Below are 19,526 nucleotides of genomic sequence, written 5' to 3' on the forward strand. Positions count from 1 at the left end.
TTAAAAGAATAGATTAGCGTTGATACAGGAAACAACTTCTATAATCTGTCTCTCAGGGAGGCTCGAGTCTACTCCAGGGAAGGGGGATAACCGATGTTTATGGGCAACAGCGGAAATCGCTAATGCGATACTCGAATGTTCATTGGCAAGATACAGCTCAATTGCTTGCAGTGTTTCTTCAGGGAATGACCAGTGTCGAATGAACACAGGAAGTAGTTCAAGGTTGAGTGCTGTGCATTCACCAATTGTGACATTAATACCCATGTGATCAGCGTAACCAGCTACCAGCATAGCTCCACCGAATAACGAAATGCCTGTGATATACGAACTGGGCTTGCGCTGAATGCTGTCGAGTGCGATGGCGGTATCGATTGAATAGTCTATGAGTTGTGTACTGACGTCATAAGCGGAGCTAGGCAACAGTTGTCTTAGCATGTAGGTAATGATCAGATTGACACTTCTGAGCGTTCCTAATTTGGTGATTGCACGTTTTAAATCATCAAAGTGTTTAACGACGGGTAATGAAGCTGAATTTGCTACACGAAGGAACAACGCAGCGAGAGCAGCATCATTACGAACAAGTCGGTAAAGTTCATTAATGGGATCGTCGTGCTTCAAAATTTCCCTAATCTCCGGCACGGGGACATTTTTGATAAGTAAATCAAACTGAGCGCTTTGGGTAGCATCAGTTATTGATTTAGCCGAGAGGGTGTAGTTTGCCATAAATCATCCATTAATTAACCGCTTAGACGCTTAGACGCTTAGACAGAAGATTATCATGAAACACCTGTTGAGTGTAATCGTACATCAGTATCTATGCCGTACAAAAAATTAATTAGTATAAACTACTTTAACTATGGAGGCCGCATGTTGCGAAATATAAATTGTATGGTGATAGGTTTGATTTTGGCTGTTTTTTATTCGTTCACGGCGCCAGTATTCGCATCACCAGCGCCTAATGAGGCTGAAAGCTGTGCTGTTGCTATGGCCCAGTTTCGCTATTACGCACATGGTTATGAGACTGGGGCTAAATGGATCCCTGGCAGTTTAGAGGCACCTAAGTACGCTGAAAGCGAAGTCAATCCAGAAGGGGTGATTATTGATTATTATATTGCTAAAGAGTACACCGAGGGTAGTAATCAGATCCCTGTTGAAATTACTCGTCGATTAATTCACACGGCCTATAACAACTATCAATCGGGTCATAGCGCATCGTTTGGGAGCTACTGGACGTTGGCCTCGTGTATGGGGGTTATTAATAAGCCAATCGAGTTCCTAGGACGCTGTGACGAAAGAGAAGCGCAGCCGACGAAAAGGGGATTCCAAGAATTCGTGCAGTGTGCTGGTCCCAACAGCTAATTCTCAAAATTTGCCTCAATCAAGAAGCGTGATCTAATGGAGACATAGAACACGAATCGGATTGGGGCATGACAGACACTTCTTTAGAGCAATTATCCAAGTTTGGCATAACGGAGCTATGGCAAGTTGGACTTGTCATGCCTCTACAATACAAAGATTTACGCCTTGTTCAATATGACTTGAATCCCTATCAAGGCTTCTCTGGGATGACGCTTTTCGGCGGTCATATTCACTCCGTATCTGACATCAAGTTAGGACGCACTAAAAAACGCAGTCCCTTCATCATTGTTGAGCTGACAGACCAACAGGGGTTCCGACTGAAAACCTTCGTTTACGACACAGCTGAAAACCTAAAATCGTTGAGCAACGGGCTCGCGATGGCTAATCAGCATCACCCTATCTATGTCTATGGCTTACCGGAATATCAAAACCAACAACTGATTTTAAAAAATCAGGAGTTTATTGCCCCCGATGATTTAGGGCGGTTGCATGTGTGCTATGAACTGGCCAAGGGAAGGAGCAAAGCGGAACCCAAGGTAATCGATTTCCTCAGCCGCTTACTGTCAGAACGTGATGTTATCAAGGAGTGTGCTGACAAGATTAGAGATCTGCTTTCATCTACCGCTGTAAGTAACAAACGACTAAAGCAATTTCTGGGTGCAGCCCCGAGTGACAACATCGAGCAGATGTTACAGGAGATCCATTTCCCCGATTGTGTTCAACGAGGTTACGCACGTATTCGGCAAGTTAGTAAGTTAGCAGCAGTCCTCATTGGTGCAGAGGCAAAGAAATTGGCGTCACAGTGGGGAGTAAAGCGTGTCCCGTTGCAGTTTGAGTCAGAGGCGATAGATAACCTCATTAAATCGTTACCATTCCAAATGACCGAGGAACAAAAATCCGCGGCATTAAGTATGGTTGCGCAAATGACCACGGCAGTATCTCAACACATGATGTTAATTGGTGACGTTGGCACCGGAAAAAGCTGTGTGATTGGCACCTGTGCCGCCTCAGTTGTGGATGCTGGTGGGCGAGTGGCCATTATGCTGCCTACTTCGAATTTAGCGCGTCAGTTACATCGAGAGTTCTCTGAGTATTACCCTGACATCAGCCCGACGTTAGTCATTGAAGGGGAGATCATTGAAGAGATTTCCCAATGTCGAATGTTGATTGGTACAACGGCGATTATACACAAACAGTGGCCATTCACATTTGATCTGGCCGTCGTGGATGAGCAGCACAAGTTTTCAGTAGAACAGCGTGAGCTTTTTTGCGCTGACGGGGCGCATTTACTGGAATCGACAGCAACCCCAGTACCGCGAACTGCGGCTTTGCTGAAACATGGAGTACTGAAGGTATACGAGCTAAAGCATTGCTTCGTAGATAAGCGTATTGAGAGTCGTTTGTTAGAGCATTACGCTGGTCGAGACTTGGCAATAAGAGCGTTAAAAACGCTTCAAAGCGGCCAAAAGTTATTGATCGTTTGCGCCCTAAAAGATGAAAGCAAGTGTGAGGCATTTGCGGATATTCAGAATGCGACAGAGACATACGAGAAATGGTGCCGATTCATCCATAGTAATCGCCACGTCCTACCGGATGGTAGCGGGGTTGTTCTGGCGCATGGAGGGCTAACAAACGAAGAAAATGCAGCTGCAATCGATGCGCTCAATACGGGTGATGCAAACGTGCTGGTCGCGACGACATTAGTTGAAACTGGGCTGACTATTAAAGGGTTAACCCACTGCATTGTGATGAATCCAGACAGGCTAGGTCTTGTCCAACTCCATCAGCTTAGAGGGCGCTTAGCAAGGCACGGAGGGGTAGGGTACTTTGATTTACTGTTACCCCCTGAAATAAGCCCAAAATCAAAGGATAGGCTTGAATTAATTTCTCAAATTTCACATGGCGTGACGCTAGCGATTGAGGACATGAAACTGAGAGGATTTGGCGATTTAACCAAATCAGGTCGCTCGCAAACGGGAGTTAATCAGCGATATTTGTTCGGTTACAAAATCAATCTTGATGATTTAAACGATGCAATTGAGTTGATTGATACCTCAAGTTAGGTCAGAATCAACACAATTTTATTAACTCAAGAGCTTTATGGTTTATGGGTAAGGTATGAAACTACAATCGTTAAGCAAAAAATCGTTCATCGCATTTATTGTTATCTTGGCTCTTGCCCTTCTCGTTTGGGTAGTGAGCCAGTTCAACAGCTATAAAACATCACTACCAACGGGTGTCGCCAAAGATGGCCCACCGGCCCTAGCAACTTTGTTAAGCAGTAACGCCAATAACAAAGTGATCCAGAAATGGAGTGTCACCGACGGTTCGCAAAATATCACGGGTTGGCTGGTGGATCTGAGTGGCCAAAAACAAATTTATTGGAGCACGGGCGACTTTGTTATTGCTGGTGGTCTGGTGGATGCGAATGGCGTCAACTTAACGGAGCAGTGGGCGACGACGCTGGGCATCTCCGAAGCCGATAGGAATCAGCCACAACAAGCAGGTCGAGCACAACGCGCACCTGTTGCTCAGCAAACTTACACTGAGCAGGATTGGCAAAGTCTCACTGCGGCGAAATACATTCAACTGGGCTATGAACAAGCGTCAGCTGAGAAAGCGATTTATGTATTCTTTGAACCCTTCTGTAGTGCTTGCAGTAGCTTACTCGCACGTTTGAAACCCGAGATTGAAAGCAAACAGTTGGATGTGCGCTTGGTGCCGTTAGCGTGGATCAGCGCCAACTCTGTCCCAGCAATCCAATCCATGATTGATGGCGGTAAGGACGCGGTGTGGAAGCACGAAGAGGCGAAGCAAACTAAAGCTGCTTATGCCACTGCAACACCAACCCCAGAAACTAAGATGGCCATCATCCAAAACTCTGAGCTCATGGGTACACTGGGCATCCAAGGTACGCCAACGCTGTTTTATCGCAATGGTGGTGAAATGGTCAAAGTTGTGAATAACTTTGCCGCAATCTCCCAAGCCATAAACTCGCTACAACTCTCCGCATCAGTCAATTAATTTCCCATCTCCATAAGGAGATCCCAATATGGGATCTCCTTGGTATCATAAACTCATTTGATTAATTTAATGTGCATTTATTCATCGCAAAATTCCCGTTAATTGCTTAAAAAATGGGTAAATAAATATATCCATTTATATAATTCTGATAACCTATGTAATCATAAAAAAATGTTGGATTCAGAATGGGCGACTTAATTTTCAGTAAATCCGCCATAGCGCTACTTATACTAGCGCAATCGGCGTGGTCATTTAACGCTTTAGCTGTATCCGGTGTAACCATCACTGGTGAACTGTCTGCAAAAATGCCCGAAATCGTCTTGACCCCACCTTCAGGAGTGGTGGCTAACGTCCAGCAGGTGCAAATCAAACCAACTCAAGGAACCGGTGCGGGTTGTAGCTTAACGACGGATGTAGCGGCGGCAAAAGCCTTTACGCAGTCCCAAGGTAACATGCTCTGTTTACTGGAGTGGAGCTTGCCATCAGGGTTAAGCACTTACAGCGATGGTATTCAGGGTTACTTTAATAACTCTGGCAATAACATCATCGGGTATACCGTAAGTATTTATTCTGGCAGTGGCAGTGAAAAAGTGCTGGTTGAAACAGGCTCGATGACTGTGGAAGCGGCGCAAGCTATTTCCCCAAACATCGTTGAAATCGTAAGTGACTTAACCACTGGTATCCAGTTAGGCTCGGACGTAACCAGCAACAGCAAGGGAAACATCCTCAAAACCGTCCAAGTTAAGACCGATTCAAGGCCATATACCCAAGTAGTTAATGCGCCGAGTCTCGGGGCGTGTACCATCCCGATTGGCAGCACATCATGTACCATGTCCACAGCTGGCACGACTATTGTCACCGACACAAGCAGTTCGACGGGCTCAACCAACTACAGCATGAGCGTGGATTCGGATAATGGTTATTTCAAAACCATCAATGGCCAATATCAGTCGCAATACAATCTCGCGTGGGACTTCAGGACCGCGACACTCGACGATTATATGATGCAAGCGGTGGCCTCGGGTAACGAGGTGCCAATCACTAAAACATTTACAGACGGCACGACACTAACTATCGAGAACGAAAAAGCGCTATTAACAGTAGCTACCCCTCACGCGGGTAAATCCGGTACGTGGTGGCATCCACAGGCGACTATTACGTTAAAACCAGATCCACAGTATTCAATCAAACAACCAAGCTATAACCTGGCAGGAAATGACATTCTCTCTACCGATGTTATTACCTTACCTACGGGAGAACTTAAGCTGAGCCCTAAGCTCGTTGAGCAGCATTCCGATGTATGGGCATTCGAGTTTAACCTGTCTTCGCTTCCAGATGGCGTTTACATCCCATACGCGACGTTGACGGACGCTTACAGCAACACCTGGGAAGGTGTCGTAGGTGAGTCCAGTAACATCGATAGAAATCCTCCAACTATCAGGATTTACAACACTAACGGCGGCATTGTTAACGCTGCCGACCCTATTTATTTCTTTGATGATATTCTCGTTGCGGCTGTTGATTCCATGTCTGGTGGGGGGAAGGTGATTGCTGCGTCAGTGGATGGCCAATCAGTTCTTGGAGATGGTATTGATGAAGGGATTGAGTATTTAAAAATGCTCAAAACTCCAGATACTCCATTAGAGCCCAATACTGATAAATTACTATCTGTGGTAGTCCAGGATAATGCTGGTAACACATCAGTACAGGAAGTCTCAATTCGATATATGCCAGTAAAATGGCAGATAGATGACAGAAGCCAGACCTATCGAAGAGGTGTTCAAGCGGTCTCTATGCCACTCAAAAACACCGAGGGGGTTGGTTGTCGCATGTATGCGTCAGCTGAGCAGGCACGTAAAGCTGGTGGTCAGTTAAATTATCGCTGTTTTATTGAATGGCTACAATTCCCTGATGGCACAGGCTCTCAATGGTCTAACTCTCAGCAAGTGCTCGCGGGTACGTTCCAAAAAGCGACCAGTACATCCTCACTTAACGAGGCTAAGTACAAGGTTTGGATGATCAACCGAAAAAACTCAGAAGCGCTCAGCTTTGTGGGTTCGCAAGCATTTAAAGTGACTGAGCCGGAGCCGCCAGTAGTAACTGTTGCTAAATACCGTGAATTTAAACCTGACATTTTTACGACGACAGTTGATGGTGGGGTGATTACCACCACGTCAGCTGAGTTTATTAACGGTGATTTAACTTTTTCAATCACTAGCAGTGATGGCACTCAGGTGTTATACCCTTACACACAATCAGGCTCAGCTCAGTCTAAAAAGCGAATTGGTAAAGTTTTAAGTGTGGGGGCATCTGCCTTGTGGACCACAAGAGATATTGAGCTAAAAGCTCAGTACACTGGGGACAAAACCGCGTTAGGCACTAAGAAGGTTAAAGTTCTGACTGTGCCAGCTAATACTATTGTAGCGAAGCTAGAAACCCCCGAGGTACTTCAAAACACTCAGTCTACGATCACTGCTAAAGTGAGTATTGGCTCTCTGGACTTCTTAACTCGAAAAATGACTTACGATAAAGAGACTATGGGTGATTGGTCTGCGGTCATTGCATTGGAGTCGCGAAACAAAGAAGGTACTAGCTATCAAAACCTAACAGAGCCATTAAAGCTTAACAGTGAAGGTGTGGCATCTGCGGAAATCCCATTCAAGGACTTTTCTATCGGCAGTTCTCGCTTAGTGGCTCTGGTGACTGTGGACAGTAAACTGGCTGATTACCAAAAAACGATTAAGAGTAATTCTGCATTTTTCCAGATTTATAAAGGTGAGGCTATTGACGGAGATATCCAGATAAAGCGCATGGCGGGTAAAGCGCCATTCGCGGCTCAACTGCTATACGTACCTAATACACTAAATGACCGTCGTGCTAAAGGCGACGTGACTTGGGAAATGTCGAAAGATAGTGGCGGTACGTGGGAAGAAATTGCCACTAACAAAGACTTTGTTCAACTCCTATTATCAACAAAAGGGATCTACCAATTTAGAGCGCAGATTGCGAACAAATACAGTGGAATTAGAACAACCACTGATTTTCAAGAGGTGTTGGTGTACGAGCAACCTGATCTGAAGATTGAAGGGGTTAGTGCATTGCATAGTGGGGAAACTGGTGAGTACAAACTTCTGGATAATGACGAATCTATCGACTTGACTTCAACGGAGGTCCAATGGTCTTTAGATGGTGTGAACTGGGTTAATGGTGATGATAGTTTTACATTAACAATGGACAACGATACTCGCTACAACGTTTATGCACGCGCTGCTTACGTGAATACTGAGCTGGCTGGTGATGCTAGATTCTCGAAGGCTACTAAGATTGTACGTGCTGCACGATTACAACCTGTGAGAATGTCGTTGCCAGTAATCAAAGCGATGGAAGAAGGTGTACCCTACACACTAGATGTGACAACTACCTTAGCTGATACTGCCGCAGGTACTCCAATCATTACTGAATGGACTTTGCCGGACGGTACTAAAACTCTATCACCATCTATTACTTACACCCCAACAGCGGCAGATGTCACTAATAAGCTGGTTACACTACAAGTCAGAGCATGGGCAGAGGGGTATCAGGCTGAGACTGAAAACCTGAAACGGTTAACGCCTGCTGCATGGAGATATACTTTCCCATCTTTTGAGATCATCAGCAAAACGAACAGTAGTTATGCCCCAACTTCTGGTTCAATGTTGATTAACACACCGACAGATCTCCCTCCTTACTATTCAGGAGTGACTTTCTCAGTAGAATGGAAAATCCCTGAGACATTTGAAGTGGTTCGTAAGTCAGATAAGCAAGTGGTTTTCAATGTGACGGAAGCGGGAACCGAGAATGTTCAAGCTACGGTCACCGATAACAGAGGAAACGCTAAGGTGGTTTCAAGCTATATTGGCACCAACCAAGCGCCGGAGCCCCAGTTGAGCATTGAGCCACGTTATAGCAACACTATGATGCGCGAGCCATTAACCGTGATAGCAAACTTGTCAGGCAAAATGGGACATCCATTAGACAGAATCAACACGGTTAGTTGGTATCTAGATGGCAAGCTGGTGGAGCCTACCAATCTGAGGGTGATGGTAAGTGGTGTTGAAGCGGGTGTTCACAAACTAAAAGCGGTTATGACATCCGTATTCAACATCCAACGGGAGTACGAAATGGAAATCCCCGTTGCCAAAAACGTAGAACCCAAATGTAACGTGAAGGAAAGCAATTATTCCAACATTCTCCGACTCGATCTGATATGTACTGACGAAGATGGTAAGATGGCGAAATACGAGTGGAACATTAACGGTGAAGTATCACCCTACATTGGATCTTATATTTACGTAAGTAAGTCAACTGGTTATAGTGCTGTGATTATCGCTAGAGGCGTGGATGACTCTGGCGCTTACTCAAATTCTATTGAGAAACATTACACATATTAAACCGTTCAAATAAAGAATCCCGCAAGTGCGGGATTTTTTATAAATGCTAATTTCATGTGAGACATTAAAATTTGTCAAATGAGACGTATAGTGCGATAATTAATCATAATTTTGGAATGCAGGAGTCATTGATATGGCTGTTCAACAATTACGTGAGTTCAGATTAAAACCTAAAGCACATCAATCTATCTGGGCTAAAGTGGGGTTGCCTGCTGGCGAAGGCCCTGTGCTAAGTGACGCAATAAATCATGGGTTTAGTATTGATGTTGTGAATCGCTTTGCCGAAGCCGTTTCCATGCCCGTTACGAACCTTGTTCAGTATGCCGGTTTAAGCCGGGCAACCTTCGCCCGTCGGGTAAAGGATAAAGAACATCGACTGAAACCTAGTGAAAGCGAAGCGTTTGCAAGGATGATACGAATGTATGAAGCAGCAACTTTGATGCTTGGTGGAAACAAGGCTGATGCTATTCAATGGCTCAATGAACCCGCAATTGGATTGAACGGTAAAAGACCAATTGAGTTAATGGGCTCTGAGTCGGGCACATTAGATGTCATTCGTCTAATTAATAGATTAATGCACGGAGTTTACATGTGAAGCTCTATCGCATTGTATCAAAGCAGTACGTGGATTCTGCATGGAATGGACAAGGGGCTGCAATGTATGGGGGGCGCTGGAACTCATTGGGAGTACCGATGGTGTATACCTCTCCTACACTATCTCTAGCAATCCTAGAAGTCTTAGTGCATCTCAATTCACCCCGAAGATTCGATAACTTCGTCACGCTTGAACTGGAATTGCCCGAAAGTGAATTGATGATGTTGCCACAAAGCGAATTGGCCGAGGGGTGGCGATACAACGACATAATGTCCAGAGGGCTTGGAGATTCGTTTATAGAGTCTGAATCGGCGGCTGGACTGATGGTGCCCTCGTTTATTGTGCCCTTGGAGCACAATGTGTTGGTCAACCCTTCCAATCCAGTTGTAATTGAGTCGGTTAAGAATGCCGTTGATTTAAAATATCAAATCGATCCAAGACTAATTTAAGTTGTTGATTAGCTAGCATAGACAACTCGGTTAAGCGGGTTCTCATTTTATTTATCGGATAGTGCGGAAAACCTCGCCGTTCAGGGCGAGGATGAATAGCGCAACGGCGAAGCCGTTCTGAGGGCTACGCCGGAGTTTGTTGCTGCTCAATATACTGCCGGATGATCTCAATTGGCGCACCACCACAGCTCCCCGCAAAATAACTGGGCGACCAGAGCGCACCTCCCCAGAGTTTCTTTTTGATCGAAGGGTAATTCTTTTTTCGGATCATCCGGCTGGATACACCTTTGAGACTGTTAACCAGATTCGACACGGCCACCTTCGGCGGGTAATTCACCAACAAATGCACATGGTCGTCTTCACCGTCGAACTCAACCAGCTCTGATTCAAAATCAAGACAGACCTTTTCAAAAAAGATTTTTAGATCATCCAGCACTTCTTTGGTAAAGACATTTCGTCGGTATTTTGTTACAAAGACCAAATGAACGTGCATTTTAAAAACACAATGCCTGCCATGCCTTAAATCGCTTTCAATTTCCATAGACCAATCTATAATTGAGTTGTATTGACACAGTATGAGCAAGCCATGCAACGACTGCAAGCCTACAAATTCGAACTGATTGTCACTGGAGAGCAGCAGCGCCAGATGCGCCGCTTCTCCGGTGCTTGTCGGTTTGTCTATAACAAGGCGCTGGCGTTGCAAAAAGAACGACATGAGCTGGGTGAAAAGAAACTATCGGCCTTTGAACTGAATAATCTGTTACCACAATGGAAAGCAGAGCCAGAAACAAAATGGCTGTCTGATTCACCTTCTCAAACGCTGCAACAGTCGCTGAAAGATTTAGATCGGGCGTACAAAAATTTCTTTGCCAAACGAGCAGACTTCCCGCGCTTCAAAAAGAAGGGTCAGTCAGATAGCTTTCGCTATCCACAAGGGGTGAAACTGGAGCAAGGCAATAATCGACTCTTCCTGCCCAAGCTCGGCTGGCTGCGTTACCGCAACAGTCGGACGGTGGAAGGTGAGATTAAAAACGTCACGGTCAGTCAGGTTTGTGGTAAGTGGTATGTATCGATCCAGACCGAGCGGGAAGTTGAAATTGCCGTGCATCAGGGCGATGCCATCGGCATTGACATGGGCATTGCCCGCTTTGCCACCCTGTCCGATGGCCGTTTCTACGCCCCGCTCAACAGTTTCAAACGGCACGAAACCGCTTTGCGCAAGGCGCAGCAGGCCATGAGCCGCAAGGTAAAATTCAGCAATAACTGGAAAAAGGCCAAAGCCAAAGTTCAGCGCATTCATTCCAATATCGGCAACAGCCGCCGTGACTACCTGCATAAAATATCAAACGACATTAGCAAAAACCACGCGATAGTCTGTATTGAAGATTTGCAGGTCAAAAACATGTCAAAATCAGCGGCAGGAACCGCCGAGCAACAGGGTAGGAATGTTAGGGCGAAGTCAGGCCTGAATAAAGCCATTCTTGATCAAGGCTGGTTTGAGTTCCGTCGCCAGCTCGATTACAAGCTGGCATGGAATGGCGGCCACCTGATCGCCGTTCCACCGAAAAACACCAGCCGGACGTGTCCGTGCTGTGGTCACATATCGAAGGATAACCGCGCCACGCAAGCTCGGTTTGCCTGTGTGGAATGTGGCTTTGAAGAAAACGCCGATGTCGTCGGCGCGATCAATGTATTAAGGGCGGGACACGCCCGATTAGCCTGTGAAGTGAGTGGTGCAACAATGCCGCCAGCAGCAGGAACCCACCGAAGCGAGTCCGGCGTTCGCGCCTAACCGCAGTAGGAATCCTCGTCGTTTACGGCGAGGAGGATGTCAAGACAAGTAAAATCTAACCCAAACCAAAAAAAACCGAGGTGGTTGAGGCCTCGGTTAAATGGGTCTAAACGGAAGATGGTTGTTCACTATTGAGCTAGTTTGCTTAATGAATCGATCGAAATATCGGATATTGAATCATTAGCAGCATTTGCGGTTGCAACTTCAATTTGCATAAAGTAGCTAAGAACATAGGTATCATTAGGGCTGCTGGTGCTGTTGAATAAACTAAATGTGGGGTCTAAATAGTAGTCGCCACGCTTTAACCATCGATGATCTAGCGCGATTAAATTATCACCTATCGCGACAATCACGATCCCTTGCACTATAAGTTCAGCATTCAATATGCTCTGAGTTCTACAGCAATTCACAAAACTCTTCCCACATTCTACGTGTGCGGAAATGCGGTCCAACTCTTCAATTGTAAGACCTGTAATATTCACTGGGATCAGTGTTGTCGGGTCAATTCCTAGTTGATTCAAAATTAGCTCTAAGTCATTCACAGTAGATTTCATCGCCGCTCTCGTTGTTGCTGAACTGCATTCCGTCTAGTAATATACATGAACTGTATACTAATAGAAATGTGTAGATGATCAAATTCGACAAGGCTCACTGGCGTCACACGTATTTACTTCCATTTTGTATTGCTGCCGTCATTACAGCTGCTACTACGTGGTTTAGTCATAGCTATAAACTGATATTGGTACTCAACAGCGATAAATGCATTCCAGGTTCAGTATTCGTGGTAGACACACGACAAAAACACGTTAATAGCGGCGAGCTGGTGATGTTCATGTCTCCTCAAACCGACATTCTTCCGTCAGGGATCAACATCATAAAGTTAGTGGCAGGTGTCGAAGGAGACCTCGTAGAAATAGGGAGGTTTAGTGTGACCAACAAAAAACACAGGTTCCCAGCACCTATCGACAATGCGGCGAATGCGCTGAATATCGATGTACAAAAGCTCATTGGTACTCGGACTGTAGAGAATGGCGGGATCTTTGTGTTAGGCACAGAACCTGGCAGTTATGACAGTCGTTTCTTTGGTTCAATCAAAACTCAGCAGGTGATTGGTCGTGCTTACCTCATTATCTAATAGACAGTTTCTTGTTAGCTTGTTTGTGGCGGTAACGATGTCTGCCATTTATTTCGATGCAATGGCTACAGACGATAACCAGCAGTTTATTCTGGATGCAAAACGACAGATGGATGAAGTCCGTAGCCAAATCGAGGCTATGAGGCAGAACAATACCCAGCAGCCCCAAGGTGGCCTCCCCGCTGCTTGGGGGCAGCAATCTTACATTTCACAAGCACAAATGCTCACCCAGCAGGCCGATGCGATCAGGCATCAAGTGCTGCCAAAGCCAGAACCTGTCACGCCTGTTGTGCAGCAAGAGATAGCCGCAAACGGAGAGGTATTCATTTTCGCTTCATTCGGTATGCCAGCATACACGCTGAAATCAGCGCTGAGAGCAGCATCTCAAAGCCAAGTTAAAACAACAGTCGTATTTAGAGGCCTGAAAGATGAATCTGAAAGTCTGCGTGATGCCTCCAACGCCATTCATAGAGTGATAGATGAAGCAGATTTAGATGTTACTCCAAGAGTTATCATAGACCCTCGTTTGTTTAATACCTATGCAGTCGAAGTAGCGCCAACAATGGTGTATCGCAACGGTGGCAAAGTGGTTACCGCGACAGGGCTACAGTCATTAGAAGATTTCGTTAAGCAGTCCGAAGGCTTGTTGCAAAGCGGCTCGCTCGGGAAGTTGTCAGACACTTACGACATTACTGAGATGGACATGCTCGAACTTATCCAACAGAAGCTCAAAAAAGTAGATTGGGAAGAGAAAAAGCACGAGGCCGTTAGCCGATTCGTTAACCGTAAAGAGGTTCAGTTGACAGAGAGCCTTAAAGACGAGGATGTGCGTTACAAAATTGACCCGCGTGTTCGCTTTACCCAAGACCAAACAACGCCGGATGGCCAGTATTTTGCCAAGGCCGGTGATGTTGTAGATCCTACAGCATTACTCCAAATGGAAACCCGCTTATTCATGATTGACCCAACCAGTGAGCGTCAGCTGGCGTGGATGAATGATGTACTTTCCGTGACTGATCACAAGCAAGTTTACGTGCTGCTATCAGCTCTGCCAGCGGGTAGCGATTTAAGCGAATTTAACCGGTTGCAGACAAAACTAGGCCGTCGCTTGTACTTGATGCAACCGACGATGGTGTCTCGTTTTAAGCTTGAGCATTTACCCGCATTAGTTGATTTGTTTAAGGGAGAAATCCGCGTCACTGAGATTGGTCAACGAACTCTGAGTAATGCGGGATTACCGACACTATTAGTAGCTCCAAATGGCGGTGCCAAATGATGAAGAAGTTCGCAAAAGTAGCTGTTTTTCTGGCTTCCATGATGTCCGTAAATGTGAGTGCGAACAGTATGCCGGACTCGGTTTGCCCCGATGCTGGCTATTTCTCAAACCTGATTAACTCTTTTTGCTGGTCATGTACGCTACCTTTTAACCTCGCCGGATTCTCGGACAATGTGCCTAAAGGGGCTAATTCGAGTCGTTTATGCTCATGCTCGGATGCTCTGGGTGTGCCGGAGCTTGGGGTATCTCTGGGTTACTGGTCACCTGATCATTTAGTTGAAGTCTCTGCAACGCCATGGTGCAGTCCAACGCTGGGTGGAACCTTGCTACAAAATGACATGACGATGCGGGGGAGGGCATCCAACCCAGATACTCAATCTGCCGAAACGGTATCGTTCTTACATTACAACTACATCATCAATCCGGTTTTCAAGATGTTAGGTCTTTTCTTGTTGCCTGAGTGCGACACATCCCCTGGTTACTTTGACCTCGATATTGCGTACATGTCAATTCTCGATGTCACCTACGAAAACTCGGCGCTATCATTTCTGTTCACTCCTGACGCAATTCCGATTGCGAATCCTGTTGGCCGCGCCATTTGTGTTGCCGATGGGATGATCACTGCTAGTAGCGGCAGTGCTAACGAGGCGCTGTGGTTCTGCGCTGGTTTAGATGGTCCCTTGTATCCATTAACCGGCTTTATTGGGGCCGACAATGATTTTATCCGCAATACCCAGTTAATCACGACTCGTTCACTTGCTGCGCTACATCGCAGGGGGTTAGCGCGAAAAACTTACGGTAAAGAGGCGATGTGTAACGCCGAGTACAGTCCAATGATCCCTAAGGCGCAGTACAAAATTTCTATGATGTATCCGTCTCCTGAAGCGAATCCTGCAGCAGCATCAGCCGTGAAACCCACGAAGGCTTTTAATATTGAGGATCTACAAAATCCTGAAACTGGCAATTACGACAACAGCGAAGATAAAAATAAATCAACCCTAGATGGTTCATGGGATGAATGCTGTCACCCTCTCGGTTGGCCTACGATTTGGTGGGGTTCAGGTAGAAAGTCTCCTGGTAATGGAAAAGACCAACACGCGGTTTATTCAATTTTCAGATACACCGATTGCTGTGTGAGGGTTCAATAACAATGGAAGATAAACTGGTTACGTGGTGGGAAAAGGTAATCTCTTACGGAATAGGAAGCATTTACTTATTCAATATTTTAACTATGAGTTTTCTGGCGCTATTTCTCACAAGTAGCCCTGCATTTGCAGATCTCCCATTGCCAGTATCTCTTCAGTATTCCTGCCCAACAGGGTGGAGCTATTCCAATGGCACCTGTATTAAGTACACTTATGCAGCCCCGGTAGTGTCATGCTCGACACCGGGCTATTCAGTCACCACGGTAAATGGCTTACAAACATGTGCCAAAAACGAGTCCCGGACAACGATAAACAGTTGCCCCACTGGGACAAACTGGTTGGACTCTCAACAATCGTGGAACTATCATGACCCTCTGTATCCTAACCTTTGTTCAGCAAGGCAAAGCGCTTCATCTCGGGCTAGTTGCCCCACAGGGTACACAACATTTAGCAATGGAATTTGTTTTAAACTGCAGACCCCATTGGGTAAAACTTGCCCGGATGAAGGTGGGGCGGCAGAAACAGTAGAGCAAATTTGCCCACAAACCTATGTAGACCTCGGACTCTGTAAAAAGGACGAGACGGTCTCAGTTACATTGCCTGATCAAAGCTGGCAAAAGCAAAACGAATCAACCTGTAAGCGAACCTTGTATGAGGGAACCATTTCCACTTGTCCAACTGGCTACACGCCTGCCGGTGATGACAACTGCCAGAAAGTCGAAATCACTGTATCAACTGTAAGCTGTCCGGCAGGCTACTATCAAGATGGTAGTCAGTGTATGCCTGGGACTGCCCCGAGCTGCCCGGCAGGTACGACGTTAATGAACGGTTCATGTGTTAATTCCTCGGGTTCTGTCGCCAGTTGTCCAACTGGAAAAGAGTTAGATCCCTACAGCAATACCTGTATTACGGCGAAGGGAAACTTATCAGATCCTGATTACTTTATGCAGATGGGCCGCGATTTTGGCAAATCCGCGGTAGGCGCCATTGAGCTGCCAGGAGGCACAACTAACAATATTAAGCTTAATTACCGGAATGTTGGTCAAACAGATATGACCACATCTAATATGACCAATGCTGATATGCTCGGGCTTGACTCCAATAACGGTTACAACGTATCTGCAACAGGTACTTATCAGGACGAAAAGGCGCAACAAAAATCGATTAAAGAGGCCGTTGAGCGAAACACGGCTTATGGAAAGTCAGAGCCCGTTGTAGGGGCAAATCAAGATGAAACGAATGATGCGCAAGATCATAGTGCTAATGCTTATCTAACCTTGCTTGATGCTCAAAACAAGAACCCGCCACACACTATTGGAAAGGATGCTTCATTCCTTAAATCTGGATCACAGGAACAGCAAAACATTCTTAATGGTAGTGGAGGACAATTTTTCGGGGATTGTTCGACGGACACTGTCACTAAAACTACTATCGATGACTCACTGATTAAAAATACTATCGAAGAGTGCTTTAAGCCAAACAGAAACAATCTTTCAAGCTGTAATAGAGAACGAATTTTAACGCCACCAAACGAGAATAAAATCTTTGGCAGTGGGTTTGGGTATTGCGGTAAACGCTGTATTTCAATCATTTTGGGAGATGAAACGGATAACGCTCTGCCAGACAATGATGATGGTACGTGTAAAGTCTATCGCAATGCTTCATCGTTCAGATTGCTTGACGGAATAAACATTGTTTCCGCGACTATAGGGAAATCGAGATATGACGATTATTTTAAATTATCAGTTAATGACACAATTCTTAACCAGTCTTCGACTTTCCCACTAGATGGACAGTCTTGCTCCGATATTGGTAACACCATAACTGCGTCCCCCATTGATGTGACTGTGCCATTCCAGACTGCATTAGCAAAGAATCGCACTCTGACCGTCGAACAGTTGCTATCCGTAAAAAATTTGGGGGAAGGGTATACCAGTATCACTATCAATTTCGATCAAGACTTGCTTGCAAACTGGGTTGAGGACATTGTTGAGTCACCAGAAGGATGTGAGGCATCGTTGTCAACGCCAGACAGTTTTTGTACGGCATCTGATTGGAAATGCGATGCTAGATTAGATTCTGAGTTAATCAATAACGGTGGTGTGCTAAACCTTTCGGATATAGATGGTGCTCCGGGGGTTCAGGCGGTGTCTGGGGCAAATGACGTAATATTAATGGTTATGCGTAGGGATTTTGACCCAAGTTTGGCAAATGGGACTAAATCAAACTGCGGTAACATAGTTGGTACCACTGATGATGAAGGTGACAATAAGAACGACGACGGTCTATGGGTATGCAAAGAGGGAATTGGGTTTCAAACTCATAGTATCTACAGTGGCCCTGGTATGTATGGTACAGAGTTTGTAAACGTCCTACCCAAGCGGAATAAATGGTCTGTATTTGCTGTCAAAATAAACAACGGTGTTACATCTCGGTTTTACAATGAGAATGGCCAGATTTTTGATGCTAAGCAGATGTACGGTGGAAGTTTTGACTCTTTAAAGCAACGTCGAATTATCATTGGGCGAGGGAATACCTCAGAAGATTGGACCAAACGTGCTAACGCACCACTTTATCTCGCTCATTGGGAAGTACTGCGTGATATATCCTCAGACCAACAAGTTATCGATGCGTTAGAAAAAACCAAGGATATGTTTGCACTTGTCAATCTAGATCCTTTATACGAGGGGGACGATGGCCTTACTCCTTGCATGTATGCGCACATGGAAGATTATGTGTGTGATCCTCTTAAGGGTAATCGACTACCCTTTAATGGTGGAACAGTTGGGTATTCTGACATTCGGACAATGGGTGATCAGTGCAGTCAGTATACGTCAGATGAAAAATGCAGTATTGAGTCATCTACGTGCGCGGAGGGGTGGCTTGATTCGGCAACTAATACATGTTTTGGGTGGGATGTGACTTATCGCTGCGAGAGCGGTTCGGTCATAACTAAAACTGAAATAGTAGAGAATAATACCTGTTTTACCGATATTTCATGTGTGAATGGCAATTGCGAAACAAAAGCAAAAGAGACCAATACAGACTTTGTTCAAACTGCTGCGATGTACGCGGCTATAAACGAATTAGACAATGGGTCATCATGTACGGACCCTACTAATCCTGATACCTGCCAAGTGTTCGTTGGCAGTGTTGAGCAATGTAGCTGGGATCAACTCAAGGTAAATGATTGCTGCTCCACCAAAGGCACCGATACCACATCCAACCTATTTAAACTGTCATTAATGACCTTCAAAGCTGGGCAAAATGCAGTGTCCAGTGAGAACGCGTGGGTGAATGAGTATTTAGGCGGGGAATATGCCAAAAAAGGCTGGAGCATGGTAAAAAGTGGTTGGAATGATGCTGTTGATTGGGTATCTGACACAACTAAACCAGCGACGGAGGCCGCAAAAGGTGCATGGGATTATCTTGGTAAATCCTTTTCTTCCGAAGCTACGGCTACAGCCGGCAACGCAGCAACCACAGTTTCTGGAGAAGCAGGCTCCGTTGTTACTGACTTTTTCACTGATTTGGCTACCTCAATCGATACGGTAAAAACAGAAATCTACCAGTGGGTTTACGATGTGATGCCGCAGGCGATGCAGGAAGCTATAGTTTCTGGGGCTGAAGCGCTAGGGGTTGAAGTAGCCAAAGAGCAATCAGGTGCTTTAGCAGAAGGTGCTGGCGCACAGGCTATGGAAGGTGTTGTAAGTAACCTCATAGCAGCGCTTTCTTTCGTGATGATGCTTTACACCATTTATAACATGCTCAAATTGCTTTATACGATTCTAACGGCCTGTGACGAGGAAGAGCTGAAAATGGGGACCGAGCTGAAAGAACGCAAGTGCTTCTTCGTCCGTAAAGTGCCTTGTAAAAAGACATTAGGGATATGTACTGATAAGGCGCACAACGAGTATTGCTGTTTCAAGAGTACCTTAGCTCGAATTATCATGGAGCAGGTGATTGTTCAACTTGGGCACAATCCAGTGTCATGGCATGACAACGAAATGTGCCGTGGATTAACCCTAGACGAATTATCGAATATCGACCTAGGAAAAGTAGACTTCAGCGAGTGGGTGGGGTTAATGACTGAATCTGGTATGTTCCCTGAGCCTGACATGGAAAAAACGGGTGAAGATGCCATAGTTAACCCCGATGCGCGAGACAGCGCCGATGACAGGATTAAAAATCAGTTAGGGGTGGATACTGGTGTCAAAGTTCGAGAAGCGTTTGAAAACGCTTCCCCTGCTACTAACCTAGATTGTTCAGGTTTCCCAAGACCACCATCTTGCCCAATCTAAAGTGACAAAACCCCGCAAGC

General features: G+C 45.6%; 14 protein-coding genes. 11 read left to right on the forward strand and 3 right to left on the reverse strand.

Annotation, left to right across the window (positions count from 1 at the left end; genetic code table 11):
- Entirely contained in the window at positions 1-723 is a 723-nt protein-coding gene (locus tag FJD32_RS22790; protein ID WP_140906689.1) for an HDOD domain-containing protein, read from the reverse strand.
- Positions 724-867: 144 nt separating this feature from the next.
- Between FJD32_RS22790 and FJD32_RS22795 the strand changes: the two genes are divergently transcribed.
- The 6 genes from FJD32_RS22795 (at position 868) to FJD32_RS22820 (ending at position 9,857) form a co-directional block, all read left to right on the forward strand.
- On the forward strand, positions 868-1,359 hold the full coding sequence (locus FJD32_RS22795; protein WP_140906688.1) for a hypothetical protein: 492 nt from the start codon (positions 868-870) through the stop codon (positions 1,357-1,359).
- Positions 1,360-1,427: 68 nt separating this feature from the next.
- The gene (locus FJD32_RS22800; protein WP_140906687.1) at positions 1,428-3,422 is read left to right on the forward strand and encodes a helicase-related protein; all 1,995 of its coding nucleotides are present in this window, start codon (positions 1,428-1,430) and stop codon (positions 3,420-3,422) included.
- Between the two features lie 55 nt (positions 3,423-3,477).
- Positions 3,478-4,383 carry a thioredoxin fold domain-containing protein gene (locus FJD32_RS22805; RefSeq protein WP_140906686.1) on the forward strand — a complete coding sequence of 302 codons (906 nt, stop codon included), beginning with the start codon at positions 3,478-3,480 and terminating at the stop codon, positions 4,381-4,383.
- Positions 4,384-4,688: 305 nt separating this feature from the next.
- On the forward strand, positions 4,689-8,813 hold the full coding sequence (locus FJD32_RS22810) for an Ig-like domain-containing protein (RefSeq protein WP_240200028.1): 4,125 nt from the start codon (positions 4,689-4,691) through the stop codon (positions 8,811-8,813).
- A 133-nt stretch (positions 8,814-8,946) separates the two neighbouring features.
- Entirely contained in the window at positions 8,947-9,408 is a 462-nt protein-coding gene (locus FJD32_RS22815; protein ID WP_050991311.1) for an antitoxin Xre/MbcA/ParS toxin-binding domain-containing protein, read from the forward strand.
- Positions 9,405-9,857 carry an RES family NAD+ phosphorylase gene (locus FJD32_RS22820; protein ID WP_037426858.1) on the forward strand — a complete coding sequence of 151 codons (453 nt, stop codon included), beginning with the start codon at positions 9,405-9,407 and terminating at the stop codon, positions 9,855-9,857. Before FJD32_RS22815 ends, FJD32_RS22820 begins: the two co-directional genes overlap by 4 nt.
- Positions 9,858-9,981: 124 nt before the next feature.
- On the opposite strand, the gene tnpA is transcribed toward FJD32_RS22820, so the two are convergent.
- A complete protein-coding gene (gene tnpA / locus FJD32_RS22825; protein ID WP_037426855.1) occupies positions 9,982-10,398 on the reverse strand; it encodes an IS200/IS605 family transposase in 417 nt (138 codons plus the stop codon).
- Between the two features lie 45 nt (positions 10,399-10,443).
- On the opposite strand from tnpA, the gene FJD32_RS22830 reads away from it, so the two are divergent.
- Positions 10,444-11,649, forward strand: a complete 1,206-nt coding sequence (locus FJD32_RS22830; RefSeq protein WP_037426850.1) for an RNA-guided endonuclease TnpB family protein — start codon at positions 10,444-10,446, stop codon at positions 11,647-11,649.
- 128 nt (positions 11,650-11,777) lie between these two features.
- Here FJD32_RS22830 and FJD32_RS22835 read toward each other — a convergent pair whose 3' ends face one another.
- On the reverse strand, positions 11,778-12,203 hold the full coding sequence (locus FJD32_RS22835; RefSeq protein WP_083848303.1) for a hypothetical protein: 426 nt from the start codon (positions 12,201-12,203) through the stop codon (positions 11,778-11,780).
- Between the two features lie 74 nt (positions 12,204-12,277).
- Between FJD32_RS22835 and FJD32_RS22840 the strand changes: the two genes are divergently transcribed.
- Genes FJD32_RS22840 through traN form a run of 4 tightly spaced genes read left to right on the forward strand, consistent with a single transcriptional unit; the run spans position 12,278 to position 19,506 of the window.
- Positions 12,278-12,784, forward strand: coding sequence for a S26 family signal peptidase (locus tag FJD32_RS22840; protein WP_037426844.1), 507 nt, complete (start codon positions 12,278-12,280; stop codon positions 12,782-12,784).
- 37 nt (positions 12,785-12,821) lie between these two features.
- Positions 12,822-14,060, forward strand: a complete 1,239-nt coding sequence (locus tag FJD32_RS22845) for a TrbC family F-type conjugative pilus assembly protein (RefSeq protein ID WP_240200029.1) — start codon at positions 12,822-12,824, stop codon at positions 14,058-14,060.
- Positions 14,057-15,208 carry a TraU family protein gene (locus tag FJD32_RS22850; protein WP_181159871.1) on the forward strand — a complete coding sequence of 384 codons (1,152 nt, stop codon included), beginning with the start codon at positions 14,057-14,059 and terminating at the stop codon, positions 15,206-15,208. The genes FJD32_RS22845 and FJD32_RS22850 overlap by 4 nt, the downstream gene beginning before the upstream one ends.
- A gap of 2 nt (positions 15,209-15,210) precedes the next feature.
- Positions 15,211-19,506 carry a conjugal transfer protein TraN gene (gene traN / locus FJD32_RS22855; protein ID WP_140907536.1) on the forward strand — a complete coding sequence of 1,432 codons (4,296 nt, stop codon included), beginning with the start codon at positions 15,211-15,213 and terminating at the stop codon, positions 19,504-19,506.
- The last annotated feature ends 20 nt before the right edge of the window (positions 19,507-19,526 follow it).

The sequence above is a fragment of the Shewanella sp. LC6 genome, assembly GCF_006385735.2.
Classification (GTDB): Bacteria; Pseudomonadota; Gammaproteobacteria; order Enterobacterales; family Shewanellaceae; genus Shewanella; species Shewanella xiamenensis.

Bases quoted from the DNA above. Each gene is read 5' to 3' on its own strand.
- FJD32_RS22790 (WP_140906689.1), bottom strand. From the start codon at position 723: ATGGCAAACTACACCCTCTCGGCTAAATCAATAACTGATGCTACCCAA.
- FJD32_RS22795 (WP_140906688.1), top strand. From the start codon at position 868: ATGTTGCGAAATATAAATTGTATGGTGATAGGTTTGATTTTGGCTGTT.
- FJD32_RS22800 (WP_140906687.1), top strand. From the start codon at position 1,428: ATGACAGACACTTCTTTAGAGCAATTATCCAAGTTTGGCATAACGGAG.
- FJD32_RS22805 (WP_140906686.1), top strand. From the start codon at position 3,478: ATGAAACTACAATCGTTAAGCAAAAAATCGTTCATCGCATTTATTGTT.
- FJD32_RS22810 (WP_240200028.1), top strand. From the start codon at position 4,689: ATGCCCGAAATCGTCTTGACCCCACCTTCAGGAGTGGTGGCTAACGTC.
- FJD32_RS22815 (WP_050991311.1), top strand. From the start codon at position 8,947: ATGGCTGTTCAACAATTACGTGAGTTCAGATTAAAACCTAAAGCACAT.
- tnpA (WP_037426855.1), bottom strand. From the start codon at position 10,398: ATGGAAATTGAAAGCGATTTAAGGCATGGCAGGCATTGTGTTTTTAAA.
- FJD32_RS22830 (WP_037426850.1), top strand. From the start codon at position 10,444: ATGCAACGACTGCAAGCCTACAAATTCGAACTGATTGTCACTGGAGAG.
- FJD32_RS22835 (WP_083848303.1), bottom strand. From the start codon at position 12,203: ATGAAATCTACTGTGAATGACTTAGAGCTAATTTTGAATCAACTAGGA.
- FJD32_RS22840 (WP_037426844.1), top strand. From the start codon at position 12,278: ATGATCAAATTCGACAAGGCTCACTGGCGTCACACGTATTTACTTCCA.
- FJD32_RS22845 (WP_240200029.1), top strand. From the start codon at position 12,822: ATGTCTGCCATTTATTTCGATGCAATGGCTACAGACGATAACCAGCAG.
- FJD32_RS22850 (WP_181159871.1), top strand. From the start codon at position 14,057: ATGATGAAGAAGTTCGCAAAAGTAGCTGTTTTTCTGGCTTCCATGATG.
- traN (WP_140907536.1), top strand. From the start codon at position 15,211: ATGGAAGATAAACTGGTTACGTGGTGGGAAAAGGTAATCTCTTACGGA.